Genomic DNA, 19,659 nt, shown 5'->3' with positions numbered 1-19,659 from the left:
GGCCAAGCCCCGCCTGCCGTCCTTTGTAGACCGGCAAGCGCGCGCGACCGAACGGCGTCCTCCTGATGGAGCAACGCAGCTTAGTCGTAAATTTACTCATCGATGTCAAGTTCTTGCATGTTGTCTCCCGGTTGTTGCATGCTCGTACGACTCTGGCTCCCCTCCTGCTGTCTCGAAGAAGAGAAGACGCCATGACTCGTATGCGCCTGTCCCGGCTCGTCGCAGGTCTCCTCGCCGCGGGGCTCACCCTCACCGGGCTCGCCTCCGCGGCCGGTGCGCCACCACCGTCACCACCCTCGGAAACCGCCCAAGTCCGGCCGGCCGCGCTTGCGGACGTGCCCCTGACCCGCACCGTGTCGGCCAGCAGTGCGCTGCCCGGCTATCCCGTCGCCAACACCGTCGACGGCAACCAGGACACCTACTGGGAGTCCGCGAACAACGCCTTCCCGCAGTGGCTCCAAGCCGACCTCGGGTCGGCCAAGTCGCTCTCGCGAGTTGTGCTGAAACTGCCCGCGGCCTGGGAGTCCCGCACCCAGACCCTCGCCGTGCGCGGCAGCGCCGACGGCACCTCGTTCACCGACCTCGTCGCGGCCAAGGGGTACGCGTTCACCCCCGGCGGCAACACCGTGACGATCCCGGTGACGGCGTCGGCCCGGTACGTGCGGCTGAACATCACCGCCAACACCCAGTGGCCCGCCGCGCAGCTCTCGGAGTTCGAGCTCTACGGCGCGGACACCGGTGACACGCAGGCGCCGACCGCGCCGGCGAACCTCGCGCTGACCGAGCCCGGCTCCGGCCAGATCGGGCTGAGCTGGTCGGCCTCGACCGACAACGTCGGCGTCACCGGCTACACCGTCTACCGCGACAACGCGCCCGTCACGACGGTCACCGGCACCACGTTCGGCGAGACGCGCCCCGCGGGTACCCGCGTCGAGTACTTCGTGCGGGCCAAGGACGCCGCCGGCAACGAGTCCGCCGACAGCAACCACGTGGTGCGCCAAGGCACCCAGGCCGGCCAGAACCTCGCCGTCGGCAAGCCGATCGAGGCGTCGTCGACGGTCAACGACTTCGTCGCCACCAACGCCAACGACGGCAACACCGCCACGTACTGGGAGTCCGCCGCGGGCTACCCGAACACGCTGACGGTGAAGCTCGGCGCCAACGCCGACCTCGACTCGGTCGTCGTGAAGCTCAACCCGGACGCGGCCTGGGGCGCGCGGACGCAGAACTTCGAGGTCCTCGGCCGTGACCAGGGCGCGACCGCGTTCACGTCGCTGAAGGCCCGCGCCGACTACCGCTTCGACCCGGCCGGCAACCAGAACTCGGTGACCATCCCGGTCAGCGGGCGGGCCGCGGACGTCCGGCTGCAGTTCTCCGCCAACTCCGGCGCGCCCGGCGGCCAGGTCGCCGAGTTCCAGGTGCTCGGCACCCCGGCGCCGAACCCGGACCTCGTCGTCACCGGCACGTCCTGGGCGCCGGCGAACCCGACCGAGACCAGCCAGGTCGCCGTGTCGGCGACGGTGAAGAACGCGGGTACCGCGAACGCGGCCGCGACCACCGTGAACGTCAGCCTCGGCGGCACCGTCGTCGGCAACGCGGCTGTCGGCGCGCTCGCCGCGGGCGCGTCCACCACGGTGACCGTCAACGCGGGCACCCGGCCGCAGGGCACCTACAGCGTGTCCGCCACCGTCGACCCGGCCAACACCGTGGTCGAGCAGAACGACACCAACAACACCTACACCTCACCGACGCGGCTCGTCATCGCGCAGGCGCCGGGGCCGGACCTCGAGGTCACCGGCATCACGTCGAACCCGCCGAACCCGGCGGTCGGCGCGGCGGTGTCGTTCACCGTCGCGGTGCACAACCGCGGCACGAGCAGCGCGGGCGCGTCCGTCACCCGGGTGACCGTCGGCAGCACCACGCTCGACGCCACCACGGCCGCGATCGCGGCCGGTGCCACGGCGAACGTCGCGGTGCCGGGCACGTGGACCGCCACCAACGGCGGCGCCACCCTGACGGCGACGGCCGACGCGACGAACACCGTCGCCGAGACCAGCGAGTCCAACAACACGCTCTCGCGAGCGATCGTCGTGGGCCGCGGCGCGGCGGTGCCCTACACCGAGTACGAGGCGGAAGCCGCGCAGTACCAAGGAGAACTGCTGACGGCCGACCCGCTGCGCACGTTCGGGCACACGAACTTCGCGACCGAGTCCTCGGGCCGCCAGTCCGTGCGGCTGGCGAGTCAGGGCCAGTACGTCGAGGTCACGTCGACGAACCAGTCGAACTCGATCGTCGTGCGCAACTCGGTGCCCGACGCCGCGGCCGGCGGCGGGCAGGACTACACGCTCAGCCTGTACGTCAACGGCGCGTTCGCCCAGAAGCTGACGCTCTCCTCGACGCACAGCTGGCTCTACGGCACGACCGACGATCCCGAGGGCCTCACCAACCGGCCCGGGGGAGACGCGCGGCGCCTGTTCGACGAGTCCCACGCGCTGCTCGCGCAGTCGTACCCGCCGGGCACGAAGTTCAAGCTGCAGCGGGACAGCGGCGACAACGCGGCGTTCTACGTCCTCGACCTGGTCGACCTGGAGCAGGTCGCCCCCGCGACGGCGAAGCCGGCCGAGTGCACCTCGATCACCGAGTACGGCGCGGTGCCGAACGACGGCGTCGACGACTCCACGGCGATCCAGCGCGCGGTGACCGACGACCAGAACGGCGTCATCGCGTGCGTGTGGATCCCCGAAGGGCAGTGGCGGCAGGAGAAGAAGATCCTGACCGACGACCCGAACGTGCCCAACGGCGGCGGCCAGTACAACCAGATCGGCATCTCCAACGTGACGATCAAGGGCGCCGGCATGTGGCGCTCGCAGCTGTACTCGCTGATCCAGCCGCAGGACGCGGGCACCATCAACCACCCGCACGAGGGCAACTTCGGGTTCGACATCGACAAGAACGTCCAGCTCTCCGACATCGCCATCTTCGGGTCCGGCCGGATCCGCGGCGGTGACGGCAACGCCGAGGGCGGCGTCGGCCTCAACGGCCGGTTCGGCACCGGCACGAAGATCGCGAACGTCTGGATCGAGCACGCGAACGTGGGCGTGTGGGTCGGCCGGGACTACGGCAACATCCCGGCGCTGTGGGGGCCGGCCGACGGCCTCGAGTTCAGCGGCATGCGGATCCGCGACACCTACGCCGACGGCATCAACCTCACGAACGGCAGCCGGAACTCGCGGGTGTTCAACTCGTCGTTCCGCACCACCGGTGACGACTCGCTCGCGGTGTGGGCGAGCCAGTACGTGAAGGACCCGTCGGTGGACATCGGGCACGACAACGTGTTCACCAACAACACGATCCAGCTTCCGTGGCGTGCCAACGGGATCGCGATCTACGGCGGGTACGGCAACAAGATCGAGAACAACCTCGTCTACGACACGATGAACTACCCGGGCATCATGCTGGCGACCGACCACGACCCGCTGCCGTTCTCCGGGCAGACGACGATCGCCAACAACGCCCTCTACCGCTGCGGCGGCGTGTTCTGGGGCGAGCAGCAGAAGTTCGGCGCGATCACGTTCTTCGCGCAGAGCAAGGACATCCCGGGGGTGACGTTGCGGGACACCGAGATCCACGACTCGACCTACGACGGCATCCAGTTCAAGACGGGCGGCGGCGTGGTGACCGCGGCCGTCACGAACGTCAAGATCGACAAGTCGAACAACGGCGCGGGCATCCTCGCGATGAGCGGCGCCCGCGGCAGCGCGACGCTGACGAACGTGGCGATCACCAACTCGTCGACGGGCAACGTCGTCGTCGAGCCGGGTTCGCAGTTCGTGATCAACGGCGCGCCGATCCCGGCAGTGGTCGCCTCAGGCCGCCGCGAGACGCGGTAGCCGGGTCTGCCGCAGCTGGTCGTGAGTGTTTAGGGCGGTTCTAACCGCCCTAAACACTCACGACCAGGGCGGGCCTTCGGAGCCGTAGCGGGGGACCACCGCGAACACCTCGAGGTCGGTGGGCGCACCCTTCGCGCGGAACTTGCGGCGACGGCGGACGGTGAACCGGTCGCGGTCGAGGTTCGCCAGGACGTCGCCGGTGATGAGGACCTCGCCGCCGCCGGCCGCGTCCATGATCCGGGCGGCGATGTTGACGTCGACGCCGAAGTAGTCGCGGCCGACCCGGCGCGGGCGGCCGGTGTGCAGGCCCGCGCGCAGCTGGGGGCGGTAGCCGTCGAGGTCGATCGCACTGACCGCGCCGCACGTCTCGTACGCCGCTTCGACCGCGGCCGCGGGGTCGGCGAAGGCGGCCATCAGCCCGTCGCCGAGGCCCTTCACGACGCGGCCGCGGTGGCGGGCGATCGTCGCCTCGCTCGCGGTCGACACCGCGCGCAGGAGTTCGAGCGCCCGCGCGTCGCCGGCGTCGAGGGCCCAGCTGGAGAAGCCGACCAGGTCGGTGAACACGATCGTCGTCTCGCCGGTGTCGCTTTCGCGGCCCTGGGCGACGGCCTGCCACACCTGCACCGCCGCGAGCCCGAGCTCTCGCATCGCGCTGGGCTGCTCGGCTTTCGCCTCGGCCAGCAGCCGCGCCACCCGGTCGGACGGGTGGCCCGCGGTCGTCGACAGCGCGTCGCCGAGGTCGCGGTCGCCGGGCACCAGCCGCCGCACGACGCGGGCGGACCGCACCAGGCCCGGTCGCCGGTCGGCCGCCCGCAGCAGGTCGACGAACCGCGCGACTTTCCGCGTCCGGTCCGGCTGTCCGTCGTGGCTGTCCGTCACCAGCCGCATGCTACCGGGAGGTAGCCTCCCCGGCGGCCGGAACGTGACGGGCTCCGCTCAGGCGCGGACATCGGGAAAGCTCGCGTCGCTGCCACGTCGTAGTCGGCGGCCCGCTGGGCTGCACCCACGACGGCGAGCGCCTGGTGGTCGCCCGCGTCGATGGGTGGCGGTGCGGCGCTGCCCGGAACGCGGCAGGCTCTGCTCAGGCGCGGACGTCGGGAAGGCTTGCACCCCGCTGCCGCTGCCAGGCGTCGCCGGCTTCGTCGTGGTCGGCTGAGCGGCTGAGCTGTTCCCACTCCGCGTCGATCTCGGTTCGGCGGGTCCACGTCTCGCGGCCGAACTCGTAGGCGTCGCTGCCGGCCAGCAGGCGCAGCGGCGGCTCGGCCAGCCCGGCCACGGTCAGCACCAGCCGGGCGACCTTCTCCGGGTCGCCGTTCGCGACGTTCTCGAAGCCCGCCATGGCTTCGGCGGACGCGCCGACCGTCGCCGCGTACGGCTCGCTGATCGGTGGCGTCGTCATCGACGACCCCGCCCAGTCGGTGCGCATCCCGCCCGGCTCCACAACCGTCACCTTGATGCCGAGCGGCGCCACCTCGGCGGCGAGCGCCTCGCTGAAGCCGCCGACGGCCCACTTCGCCGACTGGTAGGCCGTCATCCCGGGGCTGCCGATGCGCCCGCCGACCGACGAGATCTGGATGATCCGGCCGCCGCCCTGCCGGCGCAGGACCGGCACCGCCGCCTTGGTGGCGTGGACCGTGCCGAAGAAGTTGGTCTCCAGCTGCCGCCGGAACACCTCCAGCGACGTGTCCTCGAGGGCGACCCGGTCGCCCTGGCCGGCGTTGTTGACGACGACGTCGAGCCGGCCGAACGCGGCCACCCCGCCGGCCACCGCGGCCTCGGCCGCGGCCGGGTCGGTGACGTCGAGCGGTTCGAGGTGGACGCGGTCGCCGTAGCGCTCGACGAGGTCGTCGAGCGTGCGCGGGTCGCGGGCGGTGGCGACCACGCGGTGCCCGTCGGCGAGCGCCTGCTCGACGATCCGCCGGCCGAGCCCGCGCGACGAACCAGTCACGAAGAACACTGAACTCATGAACCCTCACTCCGTCAGTTAACGCAACGTCCTTGCGTTAACTCGAACGTAGGCGCGCCGGCGAGTTAAGTCAAGCCACGTGCGTTAACGTGATGGGGTGACCCGGCCCAAGCAACGCGCCCGATCGCCGCTCGACAAGGAGCTGCGCCGGACCGCGCTGCTCGACGCCGCCCGGGACCTCGCGATCGAGCGCGGAGCGCGCGAAGTGACGCTCGCCGAGGTGACGGCCCGGGTCGGGCTGCACGCCTCGGCCGTCCGCCGCTACTTCGAATCGCGCGAGGAACTGCTGCTGGAGCTGGCCGAGCGGGGCTGGTCCGACTGGCGGGCGCACCTGGTGGCCCGGCTCGCGGACGCGCGGGACCTGTCGTCGGACGAGCTCGCCGACGCCGTCGCGGCCTCGCTCGAGGAACTCCCGCTCTTCTGCGACCTGCTGACCCACGTCGTGCTCAGCCTGGAAGGCGCCGTCCGGCTCGAACGCGCGCGCAGCTACAAACTGTCGGCGACCGAGGACTACGACGCGATGACCCAGGCCGTGGTCGACACCGGTTCCGGCCTCGACCACGACGCCGCCCGGGCGCTGCTGACCGCCGCGATGAGCATGGGCGCGTACCTGTTCCAGCTGTCCCGCCCGTCCGCGACCCTGCGCGAGCTCTACGCGCAGGAGCCGCGGTGGGCGCACGACGCGCTCAGGTTCCGGGCGCAGCTCACCGGCCTGCTCACCGCGGTCGTGCGCGGGCTCCGCTGATCAGCCGGCCGGCGGTCAGTCGTCGTCGTCCTTGGCGGGGCGGGTGAGGTCGATCTCGGCCCACACGGTCTTGCCCGTGCTGCGCTGCCGCTGGCCCCAGGAGACCGTGATCGCGTCGACGACTTCGAGGCCGTGGCCGCCGCTGTCCGACGGGGTGCGGCGGCACGCGGGGTCCAGGCAGGCGTCGTCGACCTCGAGGCAGATCCAGCCGCGTTTGCGCAGCAACCGGACCTGACGCGGGGGTTCGCCGTGCCGGAGGGCGTTCGAGGTCAGCTCGTCGAGCACCAGGACGACGTCGAGGCGCTGGTGCTCGGGCAGGTCCCGCAGCACGCGGTGGGCCCACGCCCGGACCGCGGGCAGCTCGCCGAAGTCGTCGGCGACCTCCAGCGCGACCACTCGCAGGTCGTCGTGGGTGCGTGTCGGCTGCATCGCGGCCTTGTCCTCCTGTATCACCGTTCCGCGCCTGGTGGGGGCTCGTCCCTCGGCCGGTCCGGCGCCGGGCCGTGGGTGCGCTCGGCGCACCCACGACCCGGTGTGCGGTCCCGGTGCCGCCGCGTCGAGGGGGGAGTGAACGCGACGGAACCCGGGACCTCGGCCCGCTCGCGAGGGGAGAAAGCCGAGCGGGTCGCACTCAAGGAATTCCCGCACCGGACGTGGTGCGAAACCTGGCATTCCGGTGAACCGCCGGATCGGCCCGACCGCGAGTCGAAGTCCCCCTGCCCGCCGCGGATGTCTGACCGTTGCGTCTTGTGTCCTGAATGGACGGTGGCCTTCCGGCACGCCGATGCCGGTGCCCGCGAGGCCCGGGACGGTCGGGGGGAAGCCGTCCCGGGCCTCGGACACCGGCACCGGTGGTCGACGACGACCGCGCCTGTGGTCTCCGTCTGCTGAAGAAGACGCGATTCGCTGCATGAGCGTTACAGCCGTCGGGCCCGAACGGCCGGCCCCCGGGTACATCTCACGGTGGGGAGCCGGCCGTCCGGTGACGCGATGGGCTCCTCGGCAGGACCCATCGCGGTCGGTTCGCGTCCTGCTACGCGGCTTTCGGACCTACTTCGTGTGCTGACCCGGGCGGTCGACGTCGCCGCGCCAGGCGCCGGTCTCGTGACCGTCGCGGGTTTCGATGAACTTCTTGAAGCGGTCGAGGTCACCCTGGACGCGGTGGTCGAGGATGCCGGTCTTGTCGGCGACGTTCTCGACGAAGCCCTCGGGGTCGATGTCCATCTGGACGGTGACCCGGGTGTGGGTGTCGTCGAGGCGGTGCACGGTCACGACGCCGGCGTGGTTCGGGCCGGTGTCGGACTTCCAGGCGACCCGCTCGTCGCGGTTCTGCTCGGTGATCGTGGCGTCGAACTGCTTGGTGACGCCGGCGACGCTGATGGTCCAGTGGGTGTGGGTGTCGTCCACCTGGTCGATGCGGTCGACACCGTCCATGAACCGGGGGAAGTCGGTGAACTGCGTCCACTGGTTGTAGACGGTGCTCACATCGGCTTCGACGTCGACGGACTTGGTGATCGTGCTCATGCCGCGGTCAGCTCCTTCTCGTGATTTCGGGTACCGCACCTGCAGTGCACGGCCACCCCACGGCTACCCGCTCGGCGGGAGCCCAAACCGATCCAGATTCGATGCATCGCACTTGTCCGTCTACTGTGGACTCGGTCACGGCTGGACGCGCGCCCGCCGGCCGACGGCGAGGTCGCCCAGCCGCGCCAGCGACTCGGCGTTGCGCGGCCGCAGCAGCAGTCCCTGGACGGCCTCCGGCAGCACCTTGGCCGGCCCGCGCACGACGTGCTCGGTCATCCGGACGAGCGTCCGCGTGCCGCCGTCGTGCGGGACGAGCGTGAGGCCGACCGCGGCGGCCCCGGTCGGCCACGCCTTCGCCTCCAGCGACAGCGAGACGCCGGTCTCCACCGCGACGACCGTGGTCTCGTCCTGCAGCTGCAGCGGCCAGGAACCGACGCTGTGGTGGATCCGGCTGCCGACGGCGGGCCAGCCCGCGTCGACGGCCCGGATGTGGGAGCTGCCCACCACCCACCCGCCGTAGGACCAGCCGTCGGCGAGTACGGCGAAAACGGTCTGCGGTGGTGCGTCGACCACCCGGCTGACCTCGGTCATGGGGCTCTCCGTTCGTTCTGCGCGAAGCCGGCCGGGTACCCCGTACCGGGCCGTCCCACGCGGCCGCGTCCGGGAAACCCGATCGGCACGATCGGAGACCGGCGGCTACCGTGACGCCCATGGAGTCCTCGGAACCGGACCTGATCCGGGCGCTGGAGCGCGGGCTCGGTGCGTACGTCCAGGCCGTCGCCGCCGCGATCGGAGTCCCCGCGGAGGGCACGACGGTGGAGATCAGCGACACGGCCACGGCCTACCTCGGGCTGTCGCGGCCCTGGCCGGGCCGCCCGCGGCACGACGTGATGCTGGTGTGGAGCGAACGCCGCGGCTGGACGGTCGCGGTGGAGACCGCGCCCATCGAAGACCCGGTCGTGCTCGCGCGCTGGCCGGGTGACGAGCTCGTCCCGCCGCCGGAAGAAGTGGCGCGCTTCGTCGACGACGCCGCCGCGGGCCGCAGTGCCGGCAAGGACCGCGTCACGGCGGTCCCCGTCACCCGCCGGACCCTGGCCGAGCGCCTCGACGAGTACGTCCCGTTGCAGTCCGACCAGGTGTAGCCCCGGGATTTCTGTCCGCTCAAGTCTCGCGAAACCCCCCGATCCGCCGTTGTGGCCGGCGTCACGCCTGTGCCACCGTCGATGCTGACAACGTTGTCTCCGAAGGGTGAGGCTCGTGGTTCGCATCGCCCGCGTGTCGCTCGTCGTCCTGCTCATCGCCTTGGCGGTTTTCGTGCCCGTGGCTCCCGCGAGCGCGGGCACCGTGGCCGACTACCCGGAGTTCCCCTACCCGGCGACCACCTACCAGGAGCCGTTCCGGGGGCAGTTCCACTTCAGCTCGCAGGCCGGGTGGATGAACGACCCCAACGGGCTGGTCTACGCCAACGGCCTCTACCACTTCTTCTACCAGCACAACCCGCACGGGCTCGAGTGGGACACCATGCACTGGGGCCACGCCACCAGCCCGGACCTGGTGCACTGGACGCAGAAACCGATCGCGCTGGAACCCGGCGTGCACCCCGGCATCCTGTTCTCCGGCGGCGGGGTCGTCGACCGGGACAACACCTCGGGGCTGAAGACCGGCGCGCTCGACCCGATCGTCGTGTTCACCAACACCGACGGCGTCAGCGTCTACTACAGCAACGACAACGGCCGCAGCTTCCAGCCGTACGACCAGGGGCGCAAGCAGATCGAGATCCCGGCGGAGAGCCGGGACCCGAAGGTGGTCTGGGACGCCGCCCGCCACCGGTGGGCCATGGTCGTCTGGTCGAACCGGGGCGGCTACGGCGTCGACCTCTACACCTCGCCCGACCTCCTGCACTGGACGTTCGCCAGCCGGTACGCGGCGGACTGGCTCTTCGAGTGCCCGGACCTGTTCCCGATGACGCTCGACGGCGTGCAGCAGTGGGTGCTGACGTCGGGGACGAGCGAGTACGTCGTCGGCTCGTTCGACGGCACGACGTTCCGCACCGACCGGCCGCAGCCGAAGAAGATGAACCAGGGCACCACGTTCGCCGGCGGCACGTTCTACGCCGCCGAGACGTTCTCCAACGCCCCGAACGGCCGCGTCGTGCAGATGGCGTGGCAGGGCGGCAACCGCGGCAGCACCTGGACCGGCGACGCCACCTTCCCGGCGGAGCTGAAGCTCGTCGGCTCGCCCGACGGCCCGCAGATCACGCGGACGCCGGTCGCCGAGCTGGACTCGCTGCGCGCCGACAGTCAGAGCTGGCAGAACCGGACGGTGAGCCCCGGGAGCAACCTCTTCGGCGGGATCCTCGCCGACACCTACGAGATCACCGCGACCTTCGACGTCGCGAGCGCGACCGCCGGGCAGTTCGGGTTCGCGCTGCACAGCCGCTCCGACGGCAGCGCCGACCGGACCGTGGCCTACGACCGCGCGGCGGGCACGCTCTACGGGAAGCCGCTGGCGCCCACCAACGGCGAGGTCACCATGCGGCTGCTCGTGGACCGCGGCCAGCTCGAGGTCTTCGGCGGCGACGGACGGTTCTCCGTCGCCGACAACGTGAACTTCGACTCCGCCGCGGTCAGCCAGGGCATCCGGCTGTTCGCGACCGGGGGACAGGTGCGGCTGAAGAGCGCGAAGTTCACCCGGCTGAGCACGAGCTGGGGCACCGCGCAGTCGACCCTGGAAAGCAACCTGGCGGGCCCGTGGCACGCGGCGGGCGGGTCGTGGACCGACACCAGCGGCGGCAAGCAGGCCCAGGCCGGCGGCGACGCCTTCTACCTCAGCGCGAGCACCGCGGCCGACGCCGTCTACCAGGGCGACGTCCGGCTCGACACCGCGCAGGCCGCCGGACTGACGTTCCGGGCGACCGACGACGGCGCCGGCTACACCGCGAACATCGACACGAGCGGGGTGGTCAAGCTGTGGCGGCCCGGCCGCGACATCGCGACCTACGCGACGCCCATCGCGGCCGGCAGCACCCACCACCTGGAGGTGCGCACGGCGGGCGCCCGCATCCAGGTCCTGCTCGACCACGGCACCACACCGGTCATCGACGCCACCGACGACGTCTACGCGTCGGGCCGCTTCGGCGCGAACGCCTACCACGGCACGGCGACCGTGCAGAACCTGAACACCGGCCCCGGTGGCCTCGACGCGTTCACGTCCGGCGCCTGGACCGCCCGGGGCGGCACCTGGACGACCACCCCGGACGGCCTGCGCGGCCGCTCGCCCGACAACGGCTTCTACCTGAGCGACCGCACCGGAACGGACTTCACCTACGACGGCGACGTCTCGGTCACCAACGGCACCGCGGCCGGCCTGACCTTCCGCGCGGCCGCCGACGGCACCGGCTACACCGCGAACGTCGACAGCGGCGGAGTGGTCAAGCTCTGGCGGCCGGGCCGCGACATCGCGACGTACGCGACGCCGATCGTCGAAGGCCGCACGTACCACCTGACGGTGCGAACGACGGGCGCCCGCATCCAGGTCTGGCTCGACCACGGCACCACCCCGATCATCGACGCCACGGACAGCACCTACGCGTCGGGCCGGTTCGGGGTGAACGGCTACGCGGGCAACACGCTCGTGCAGCACCTGGCGATCACCTGAGTCACCAGCCGAGTTCGGCGTGGTCTTCTTGGAGGTGCCCGTGGGTCCGTTTTCGCTGACGCCGGCCGCGCTGACAACGGCGCCTGCATCCGCGTTTGGCTCGACCACGGCACCACCCCGATCATCGACGCGACGGACACCGCGTACGCCGCCGGGAGGTTCGGCGTCGACGGGCGATGCGGGGAACACGCTCGCGCAGCACCTCGTGGTTACGTGAGCTGAGCTCGGAATCGCCTTTCCGGAGGGTGCGTGTGGGGTGTCCTCGCCGATGGCGGTCGCGCGAGCGGGCACCCGCATCCAGATCTGGCTCGACCACGGCACCACCCCGATCATCGACGCGGCGGACACCGCCTACGCCGCCGGGAGGTTCGGGGTGAACGGCTACGCAGGGAACACCCTCACCCAGCACCTCGCGATCACCTGAGTCACCAGCCGAGTTCGGCGTCGTCCTCCTGGAAGGTGCCCGTCGGGCCGTCCTCGCCGATGACGGCCATCCGGACGATCGTCCGGGCGCTGACCTCGACCGGGCGGCCGTGGGGGTTCTCGATGCCGCCGAGCTTGGTCGCCGTGTAGCCCGGCTCGACGGCGTTGAACTTGACCTCCGGCACCGCTCGCGCGTACTGGACCGTGAGCATCGAGACCGCCGCCTTGCTCGCGCCGTAGACGATCGCCGACACCTGCGACGCGGGCCGCGCGGGGTCGTGGTTGGCCGTGAACGAGCCCAGTGCGCTGGAGATGTTGACGACGACCGGGTTGGCCGACTTCCGCAGCAGCGGCAGCGCCGCCTCGGTCACGCGGACGATCCCGACCGCGTTCGTGTCGAACACCGCCAGCGCCTCCGGGCCGTTGAGAGCGAGCAGGGCGATCCCGGCGTTGTTGACGAGCACGTCGAGCCCGCCCTCGAGCTGGTTGAAGGCCGCGGCGACGGACGCGTCGTCGGTGACGTCCAGCCGGACGAACCGGGCGCCGACCTCGTCGGCGGCCGCGCGGCCGAGAGCGGCGTCACGGGCGCCGAGGTAGACGGTGTGCCCGGCGGCGACGAGCTGGCGGGCGGCTTCCTTGCCGAGGCCCCGGTTGGCCCCGGTGATCAGTGTCGTGGTCATGAACCGAGCTTGCGACGCCGGCAGCGAGATAGGCAGTCGTGCCGTTTTCGTAGGACTGCCAGGGCCAGGACAAGGCCGCCGCGGTCGCGCACACTGGCGGCGTGGAGACGTGGGAGTTCGGCCGGATGGTGCGCCGCTGTCGCGACCGCGTCGCGCCCGAGACGGCCGGGGTGCCGGTGGGCCGCCGCCGGCGGGCGACCGGGCTGCGCCGCGAGGAGCTGGCCGGCCTCGCGGGCATCTCCGCCGACTACCTGACCCGCCTCGAACAGGGGCGGGCGACCTCGCCGTCGGTGCAGGTCGTGGAGGCGCTGGCGCGCGCCCTGCGGCTGGCCGACGGCGAGCGTGACCTGCTGTTCCGGCTGGCCGGGCACGTCGCGCCCGGGCTCGACGTCGTCCCGTCGCGGATCACCCCGAGCGTCCAGCGCCTGCTCGACCGGCTGGCGCACACGCCGGTCGCCGTCTACGACGCCACCTGGACACTCGTCGTCGCCAACGCGCCCTACGACGCGCTCATGGGGGAGACGACGGCCTGGCGCGGGATCGAACGCAACGCCGTCTGGCGCCACCTCGCCGGCCCCGGCACCCGCGCCGTCCACACTCCGGAAGAACACGCCGGCTTCGTGGCGCAGCTGGTCGCCGACCTGCGGCTGAACGTGGCGCGCTACCCGGCCGACCGGAGCGTCACCCGGCTCGTCGACCAGCTGTCGCGGAGCCCGCGGTTCGTCGAGCTCTGGGACGCCGGTGCCCCGGAGCCGAGCCAGGAGACGTCGAGGCACAAGGTCGTCGACCACCCGCTGGTCGGCCGCATCACCCTCGACTGCGACACGCTCATCGTGGCCGCCGACGACCTGCGCATCATGGTCTACACGGCCGAACCGGGCACCGAGGACGCCGAGCGCCTCGACCTGGCGATCGTGCTCGGTACGCAGACGCTCGTCTGACGAGCCGTTGACCTGGGCTTCACCCGGTGTTCCCCCGCGACGGTAGTGGTTTCCCGGCGGGGCGGGCGATACTGGCGCGGATCCCGGCCACCACACCTCCGGAGTGCTCATGACGGACGTCAACCGCAGGCGGTTCTTGCAGCTGACCGGCGGCACCGCCGCCCTTTCGGTCCTTTCGGGCAGCATCGCCCGCGCGGCGGAGATCCCCGCCCACCACCGCACGGGCACCCTGCGCGACGTCGAGCACATCGTGGTCCTGATGCAGGAGAACCGGTCGTTCGACCACTACTTCGGCACCATGCGCGGCGTCCGCGGCTTCGGCGACCCGCGGCCGGCGACGCTGCAGTCCGGCAAACCCGTCTGGGCGCAGTCCGACGGCAGTCGCGACATCCTGCCGTTCCACCCCGACGCGGACAACCTCGGCCTGCAGTTCATCCAGGACCTCCCGCACAGCTGGAACGACACGCACACGGCGTGGAACCGGGGCAAGTACGACAAGTGGGTCCCCGCCAAGGGCTCGACCACGATGGCGTACCTGACGCGCGAGGACATCCCGTTCCACTACGCGCTGGCCGACGCGTTCACGATCTGCGACGCCTACCACTGCTCGTTCATGGGCTCGACCGACCCGAACCGCTACTACATGTGGACCGGCTTCACCGGCAACGACGGCACCGGCGGCGGGCCGGTCCTGGGCAACGACGAAAAGGGCTACTCCTGGACGACCTACCCCGAGCGGCTGGAGAAGGCCGGGGTGTCGTGGAAGATCTACCAGGACGTCGGCGACGGCCTCGACGCCGCCGGCGGCTGGGGCTGGATCGACGACGCCTACCGCGGCAACTACGGCGACAACTCGTTGCTGTACTTCAACTCCTTCCGCAACGCCAAGCCCGGCGACCCGCTCTACGACAAGGCCCGCACCGGCACGAACGCGAAGGCCGGTGACGGCTACTTCGACCGGCTGCGCGCCGACGTCAAGGCCGGGACGCTGCCGCAGGTCTCGTGGATCACGGCGCCGGAGGCGTTCTGCGAGCACCCGAACTGGCCGACCAACTACGGCGCCTGGTACCTGGCGCAGGTGCTCGACGCGCTCACCGCGAACCCGGAGGTCTGGAGCAAGACCGCGCTGCTGGTCACCTACGACGAGAACGACGGCTTCTTCGACCACGTGCTCCCGCCGTACGCGACGGCCGGGCAGTCCACTGTGGACACGACCGGTGAGATCTTCGCGGGGGCGGCCTCGAACCCGGCCGGCCCGTACGGCCTCGGCCAGCGCGTGCCGATGATGGTCGTGTCGCCGTGGAGCAAGGGCGGCTGGGTGTGCTCGGAGACGTTCGACCACACGTCGATCATCCGGTTCATCGAACGGCGGTTCGGGGTGCGGGAACCGAACATCACGCCGTGGCGGCGCTCGGTCTGCGGCGACCTGACGTCGGCGTTCGACTTCGCGCGCGCCGACACCCACGTGCCGCGGCTGCCGGACACGGCCGCCTACCAGCCGCCGGACCGCGAGCGGCACCCGGACTACGTGCCCGCGGTGCCCGCGAAGGGCGTGCTGCCCAAGCAGGAACGCGGGTTGCGGCCGGCGCGGGCGCTGCCGTACGACCTGGCGGCCGACGCCCGGGTGCACGGTGACCAGCTGACGCTGACATTCGCCAACCACGGCCGGGCGGGCGCGGCGTTCGTCGTGACGTCGCCGTCGGCCGACCCGCGGACCTACACCGTGGGCGCGGGCCGCTCGCTGTCCGGCGCGCTGCCCGCGGCCGGCGGGTACGACTTCACCGCCCACGGCCCGAACAGCTTCCTGCGGCAGTTCCGGGGCACCGCGGCCGGGCCCGAGGTGAGCGCGCGCCAGGACGGCGGCTGCGTCGAGCTGACCCTGACCAACACCGGGTCCGACACCGTCCGGTTGACGATCGCGGACGCCTACGGGCGGCGCTCGACGACCCGGCGGCTGCGGCCGGGCGCGCGGGTCGTCGAACGGGTGGACACCGGGCGGAGCAACGACTGGTACGACGTCTCCGTGACGTCGGACCAGGACCCGAAGTTCCTGCGCCGGCTGGCCGGGCACGTCGAGACCGGCCGCCCCGGCACCAGCGACCCGGCGATCCTGACGCGATGAGCCGATAGGGCTGTCCCGTCGGACAGGATGCCGGTCATGCCTTGACGGGTATGACCGGCGTCACGTAACTTCCGCCGTGTCTTGAATCGTTTCAATCCACGGTCGGGGGATCAACGGTGATCGAAAACGACCCGGTACACGCCACGTCGATCGGCGGGGAGTTCCGGCTGTCCCGGCGGCGCGCGCTCGCGCTCGCCTCGGCCGCGGCCATCGCCGGCACGGCCGGCGGGTGGCCGATCGCCTACGCCGCACCGGAAACCGACGGCGCGGCGGGCCGGTTCGCCGACCCGCGGCCGGACTCGCGGCCCACCGTGCTGTGGTTCTGGAACGGCACCGTCACCACCGCGCTGGTGGCCGACGGGCTGGCGGACCTGCGCGACAAGGGCGTGCACGAGGTCCTGGTCTTCCCGTTCGACACGGCGGCGCTGAAGCCGGCGTTCTTCACCGAAGACTGGTTCACGATCATCGAGTTCACCCTGCGCGAGGCGCAGCGGCACGGCATGCACCTGTGGCTGTTCAACGACGACTACTTCCCGAGCGGCCGCGCGGGCGGGCTCGTCGTCGACGGCGGCAAGGTCGGCGACCGCGTCTACCAGCCGCGGCCGGACCTGCGCCTCAAGGGCGTCGGGCGCCAGGTCCTGACCGTCCCCGGCGGGGTGCCGGTGCCGCTGGTGAGCCGGGGACTCTCGGTGTCGGGCGGGCGGTTGCTGGTCGACGCCGCGGCCCGCGACGGCGTCACCCTGCTGCGCGAGGGGGCCGGGTGGCAGGACTACGACGTCGTGGCGAAGGTCCGCGTCGAAAGCGCGACCGCCGGGCTCATGGTGCGCAGCACCGACGCGGACAACGGCGTCCTGGCCGACCTGCGCACCGACGGCGCCGTCGACGTCTGGCAGCAGACCGGCGGCGCGTTCACCCAGCTCCGGGGCGGCACTGCGGTCCCGGGCTTCGACCCGGCCGCGGACCACGAGCTGGCCGTGCGCGTCCGCGGAACGACGTTGACCGTGACGCTGGACGGCGTCGCGCAGCCCGCGGTGGACGGTCTCAAGTACGCCACCGGCCGGGTGGGTGTGCGCTCGGTGGCGTCCCAGCGGTCGTCGTGGGACAGCCTGACCGTGCGCGACGCCACCGGCGGCGTCCTCTACGCCGAGACGTTCGACAGCGCTGCCGCGCTCGACGGCTTCGACCTGCCCGCGACCGGCGTGCCGCTGGTCGCCGCGGCGGCCCGGCCGGCGTCCTCGACGGATCCCGCCACGCTGGTGGACCTGACCGCGCAGGCCCGCGCGGGCGGCACGTGGACGCCGCCCGCCGGGACCTGGCAGCTGGACCTGTTCACCGTCCGCGACCTGAGCACGCCCACCGGCACCGGCCGCGCCTACCTCGACCTGCTCGACGACGAAGCCGTGCGGCTGTTCCTCGACGCCGTGCCGGGGGAGTACGTGCGCCGGTTCCCGTGGGCGCCGGGCGCGGTCCTGCGCGGCTTCGCCGACGACGAGCCCTACCTCGCCTCGGCCGACGGGCCGTTCAACACGGTTCCCTGGTCGCCCACGCTGGACGCGGAACTGCACGCGCTCGGGACGTCGCCGGGCGTCGCCCTCACCGCGGTGCACGACGCGGGTCTCGGCGACGCCGGTCTGCGGCTGCGCGGCGTGTTCTGGCGCGCGGTCAGCAACCGGTTCGCGGCCGCGTACTACAAGAGCCAAGGCCAGTGGCTCGGCGCGCGCGGGCTGAAGCTGATCTCCAACCCGCTGTGGGACGAGTACGGCCCGGGCGAGCAGCTGCGCAGCTCCGGCAACCTGAACACGACCAACCAGTGGGCGCAGGTGCCGGGCACCGACCTGATCTTCGACCACTACCAGCGGGGTTACCACCGCACGCTGTCGCGCTGGCCGGCCAGCACCGCGCACCAGCTCGGGCTGGAGCGCGTCTACCTGGAGGCGATGGGCGGCACCGGCTGGCCGGTCACGCCGTCGTTCGTCCGCGAGGTGGTCGGCGCGTTCGCCGTGCGCGGGGTCAACCACACGCTGCTGCACGCGCGGTTCAGCGACGAGAACCAGATCGTCTACCCGCCGCCGTTCCAGCCGGCCAACCCGTGGTGGGCGGTGTCCGCGCCGCTCAACGACTGGATCGGCCGGCTGATGGAAGCGTGCCGCGCACCGGCCCGTGCCCGCACCGCGCTGATCCAGCCGCAACGCGCCGTCGAGTCCACACAGGACACCCCGGCGATGGCCGACCTCGACACGGCGTTCCTGACCACCGCCCACGCGCTGGAGGACGTCCAGGTCGACTTCGACTTCCTCGACGAAGGCGCGCTCGACGCCGACCCGGCGCTGCGGACGCACGCCCAGCCGACCGGCGCGAAGCTGGTCGTCGGGCAGCAGGCGTACGGGATCGTCGTGGTGCCCCGGACGCCGATCCTCGCCGTCGGGACGGTGCGGACACTGATCCGGTTCGTCCGCGGCGGCGGCACGGTGGTTCTCGTCGGCGCACCGCCGAGCCGGGAGGCCGGCGGGAACGACGCGGGCCTGCGGGCCGCGCTGACCGAGTTGTTCACCGCGCGCACGGCGGTGCGGGCGGCCGACCCGGTGGCGGCCGCGACCGCGGTGGCCACCGCGGGTGGCGCGGCGGCGACGCTGGAGCCGCGCCACGACGACGTCCGGGTGCTGCGCCTGGAAAGTGCCGGCCGGCCGCTGTTCGTCGTGCTCAACGAGCGCGCCGAGGCCGTGGAGCTGACCGCGACGTTCCCGGCGACCGGCGTGCCCGAGGTGTGGGACCCCGACACCGGCACCACAGCACCTGTGGGCGTCTGGCGGCGAGCGACGTCCGGGAGCACGGCGACCGTCCTGCGCCTGGAACCGAAAGCCACGCTGCTGGTCGTGTTCCGCGCGGGAGCCGAACCCGCGCACGCGGTGAGCGCGTCGGCGCCGGTGGAGCGGGTGCGCGCCGACAGCCGGGCCGCGACCTTGCGCGTGATCGCCCCGGGATCGGTCGGCGTTACTGTGAATGGGGGTGGCCGGACGTTTTCCGGAACGGCCACGGTTTCCGATCCCCTCACGGCCATTCCGTTCGGCGGGGACTGGGTGTTCCGCTTCGATCGTCCGGACGCTTCGGCGATTACGCGTCCTCTGGGTTCCTGGACCGACGTGGACCCGGCGTATTCGGGATCGGCTTGGTACGAAAAGGACTTCGATGTCACGGCGGCGACGTTGTCCGGTCGCAAGTGGACGCTTGACCTCGGCGAAGTCCACGAGGTGGCCGAAATCGAGGTCAACGGGAAGCCGCTCGGATCCCGGTTGTGGGCGCCGTACCGAGTGGACGTCACGGCGGCGCTGCGCGCCGGCCGGAACAAAGTACGCGTGCGGGTCACCAACACCGGGGCGAACGCGCGGGGCGAGGTGCTCGCGTCCGGCCTGATCGGCCCGGTGAACCTGCGGCCGCACCGCCTCGTCGACGTCGCGTTGGCCCGGCACTGACGGCGGCCTGCGGCATTCGGACGCAGCCGCGGGGGCAATCAGTCCAACACAATTCTGTGACGAGGAATCCGCGATTGTGATACATTGTCCTTTAGGGACGGTGCGCAGGCTTCCCGCCTCTACTTATCCGCCACGAACGGACTTCGAGTGGTGTAGACGACCGGCGACCGGATTGGTTACGGCTCGCGGACGTGTCGATCAGTTGAGATTGCTCACTGCGGTTTCCGGCCGTATCCGGTTT

The 19,659-nt window shown here is 71.8% G+C and carries 14 protein-coding genes; 8 read left to right on the top strand and 6 right to left on the bottom strand.

The features are described from left to right. Nucleotides 1-200: 200 nt before the first annotated feature. The gene (locus OG570_RS38955; protein WP_442788348.1) at nucleotides 201-3,890 is read left to right on the top strand and encodes a CARDB domain-containing protein; all 3,690 of its coding nucleotides are present in this window, start codon (nucleotides 201-203) and stop codon (nucleotides 3,888-3,890) included. 57 nt (nucleotides 3,891-3,947) lie between these two features. Here the strand turns inward: OG570_RS38955 and OG570_RS38950 are convergent, their stop codons facing one another. Together OG570_RS38950 and OG570_RS38945 are read right to left on the bottom strand one after the other, a co-directional pair. Beyond that, complete coding sequence (locus OG570_RS38950) at nucleotides 3,948-4,778, bottom strand: adenylate/guanylate cyclase domain-containing protein (RefSeq protein ID WP_442788220.1); 831 nt, start codon at nucleotides 4,776-4,778, stop codon at nucleotides 3,948-3,950. Nucleotides 4,779-4,971: 193 nt separating this feature from the next. Next, entirely contained in the window at nucleotides 4,972-5,856 is an 885-nt protein-coding gene (locus OG570_RS38945; protein ID WP_326953810.1) for an SDR family NAD(P)-dependent oxidoreductase, read from the bottom strand. A 97-nt stretch (nucleotides 5,857-5,953) separates the two neighbouring features. Between OG570_RS38945 and OG570_RS38940 the strand changes: the two genes are divergently transcribed. Then, nucleotides 5,954-6,601, top strand: coding sequence for a TetR family transcriptional regulator (locus OG570_RS38940; protein WP_326953809.1), 648 nt, complete (start codon nucleotides 5,954-5,956; stop codon nucleotides 6,599-6,601). A 15-nt stretch (nucleotides 6,602-6,616) separates the two neighbouring features. On the opposite strand, the gene OG570_RS38935 is transcribed toward OG570_RS38940, so the two are convergent. The 3 genes from OG570_RS38935 to OG570_RS38925 all read right to left on the bottom strand — a co-directional run bounded on the left by OG570_RS38935 (nucleotide 6,617) and on the right by OG570_RS38925 (nucleotide 8,716). Then, nucleotides 6,617-7,030, bottom strand: coding sequence for an ATP-binding protein (locus OG570_RS38935; protein ID WP_326953808.1), 414 nt, complete (start codon nucleotides 7,028-7,030; stop codon nucleotides 6,617-6,619). A 621-nt stretch (nucleotides 7,031-7,651) separates the two neighbouring features. After that, on the bottom strand, nucleotides 7,652-8,125 hold the full coding sequence (locus tag OG570_RS38930) for an SRPBCC family protein (RefSeq protein ID WP_326949017.1): 474 nt from the start codon (nucleotides 8,123-8,125) through the stop codon (nucleotides 7,652-7,654). A 135-nt stretch (nucleotides 8,126-8,260) separates the two neighbouring features. Next, nucleotides 8,261-8,716 (bottom strand): SRPBCC family protein, encoded by a 456-nt coding sequence (locus OG570_RS38925; protein WP_247051204.1) that lies wholly within the window; start codon nucleotides 8,714-8,716, stop codon nucleotides 8,261-8,263. A gap of 119 nt (nucleotides 8,717-8,835) precedes the next feature. Between OG570_RS38925 and OG570_RS38920 the strand changes: the two genes are divergently transcribed. From OG570_RS38920 to OG570_RS38910, 3 genes are all read left to right on the top strand, one after another. Beyond that, entirely contained in the window at nucleotides 8,836-9,267 is a 432-nt protein-coding gene (locus OG570_RS38920; protein WP_326949018.1) for a DUF6292 family protein, read from the top strand. 115 nt (nucleotides 9,268-9,382) lie between these two features. After that, a complete protein-coding gene (locus tag OG570_RS38915) occupies nucleotides 9,383-11,782 on the top strand; it encodes a glycoside hydrolase family 32 protein (RefSeq protein ID WP_326953807.1) in 2,400 nt (799 codons plus the stop codon). Nucleotides 11,783-12,050: 268 nt separating this feature from the next. Next, on the top strand, nucleotides 12,051-12,206 hold the full coding sequence (locus tag OG570_RS38910) for a hypothetical protein (RefSeq protein ID WP_326953806.1): 156 nt from the start codon (nucleotides 12,051-12,053) through the stop codon (nucleotides 12,204-12,206). Between the two features lies 1 nt (nucleotide 12,207). Here the strand turns inward: OG570_RS38910 and OG570_RS38905 are convergent, their stop codons facing one another. After that, nucleotides 12,208-12,885, bottom strand: coding sequence for an SDR family NAD(P)-dependent oxidoreductase (locus OG570_RS38905; protein WP_326953805.1), 678 nt, complete (start codon nucleotides 12,883-12,885; stop codon nucleotides 12,208-12,210). 101 nt (nucleotides 12,886-12,986) lie between these two features. On the opposite strand from OG570_RS38905, the gene OG570_RS38900 reads away from it, so the two are divergent. From OG570_RS38900 to OG570_RS38890, 3 genes are all read left to right on the top strand, one after another. Continuing rightward, on the top strand, nucleotides 12,987-13,826 hold the full coding sequence (locus tag OG570_RS38900; RefSeq protein WP_326949022.1) for a helix-turn-helix transcriptional regulator: 840 nt from the start codon (nucleotides 12,987-12,989) through the stop codon (nucleotides 13,824-13,826). A 109-nt stretch (nucleotides 13,827-13,935) separates the two neighbouring features. Next, nucleotides 13,936-15,948, top strand: a complete 2,013-nt coding sequence (locus tag OG570_RS38895) for a phosphocholine-specific phospholipase C (protein ID WP_326953804.1) — start codon at nucleotides 13,936-13,938, stop codon at nucleotides 15,946-15,948. Nucleotides 15,949-16,064: 116 nt separating this feature from the next. After that, complete coding sequence (locus OG570_RS38890; protein ID WP_326953803.1) at nucleotides 16,065-19,418, top strand: glycosylhydrolase-like jelly roll fold domain-containing protein; 3,354 nt, start codon at nucleotides 16,065-16,067, stop codon at nucleotides 19,416-19,418. Nucleotides 19,419-19,659: the final 241 nt, after the last annotated feature.

This window comes from Amycolatopsis sp. NBC_01286 (genome assembly GCF_035982555.1).
Lineage (GTDB): Bacteria > Actinomycetota > Actinomycetes > Mycobacteriales > Pseudonocardiaceae > Amycolatopsis.
This window is presented reverse-complemented; position numbering and strand designations above follow the sequence as displayed.

Excerpts from the sequence above, each read along its gene's own strand:
- OG570_RS38955 (WP_442788348.1), top strand. The coding sequence starts at position 201 with ATGCGCCTGTCCCGGCTCGTCGCAGGTCTCCTCGCCGCGGGGCTCACC.
- OG570_RS38950 (WP_442788220.1), bottom strand. The coding sequence starts at position 4,778 with ATGCGGCTGGTGACGGACAGCCACGACGGACAGCCGGACCGGACGCGG.
- OG570_RS38945 (WP_326953810.1), bottom strand. The coding sequence starts at position 5,856 with ATGAGTTCAGTGTTCTTCGTGACTGGTTCGTCGCGCGGGCTCGGCCGG.
- OG570_RS38935 (WP_326953808.1), bottom strand. The coding sequence starts at position 7,030 with ATGCAGCCGACACGCACCCACGACGACCTGCGAGTGGTCGCGCTGGAG.
- OG570_RS38930 (WP_326949017.1), bottom strand. The coding sequence starts at position 8,125 with ATGAGCACGATCACCAAGTCCGTCGACGTCGAAGCCGATGTGAGCACC.
- OG570_RS38925 (WP_247051204.1), bottom strand. The coding sequence starts at position 8,716 with ATGACCGAGGTCAGCCGGGTGGTCGACGCACCACCGCAGACCGTTTTC.
- OG570_RS38920 (WP_326949018.1), top strand. The coding sequence starts at position 8,836 with ATGGAGTCCTCGGAACCGGACCTGATCCGGGCGCTGGAGCGCGGGCTC.
- OG570_RS38910 (WP_326953806.1), top strand. The coding sequence starts at position 12,051 with ATGGCGGTCGCGCGAGCGGGCACCCGCATCCAGATCTGGCTCGACCAC.
- OG570_RS38905 (WP_326953805.1), bottom strand. The coding sequence starts at position 12,885 with ATGACCACGACACTGATCACCGGGGCCAACCGGGGCCTCGGCAAGGAA.
- OG570_RS38895 (WP_326953804.1), top strand. The coding sequence starts at position 13,936 with ATGACGGACGTCAACCGCAGGCGGTTCTTGCAGCTGACCGGCGGCACC.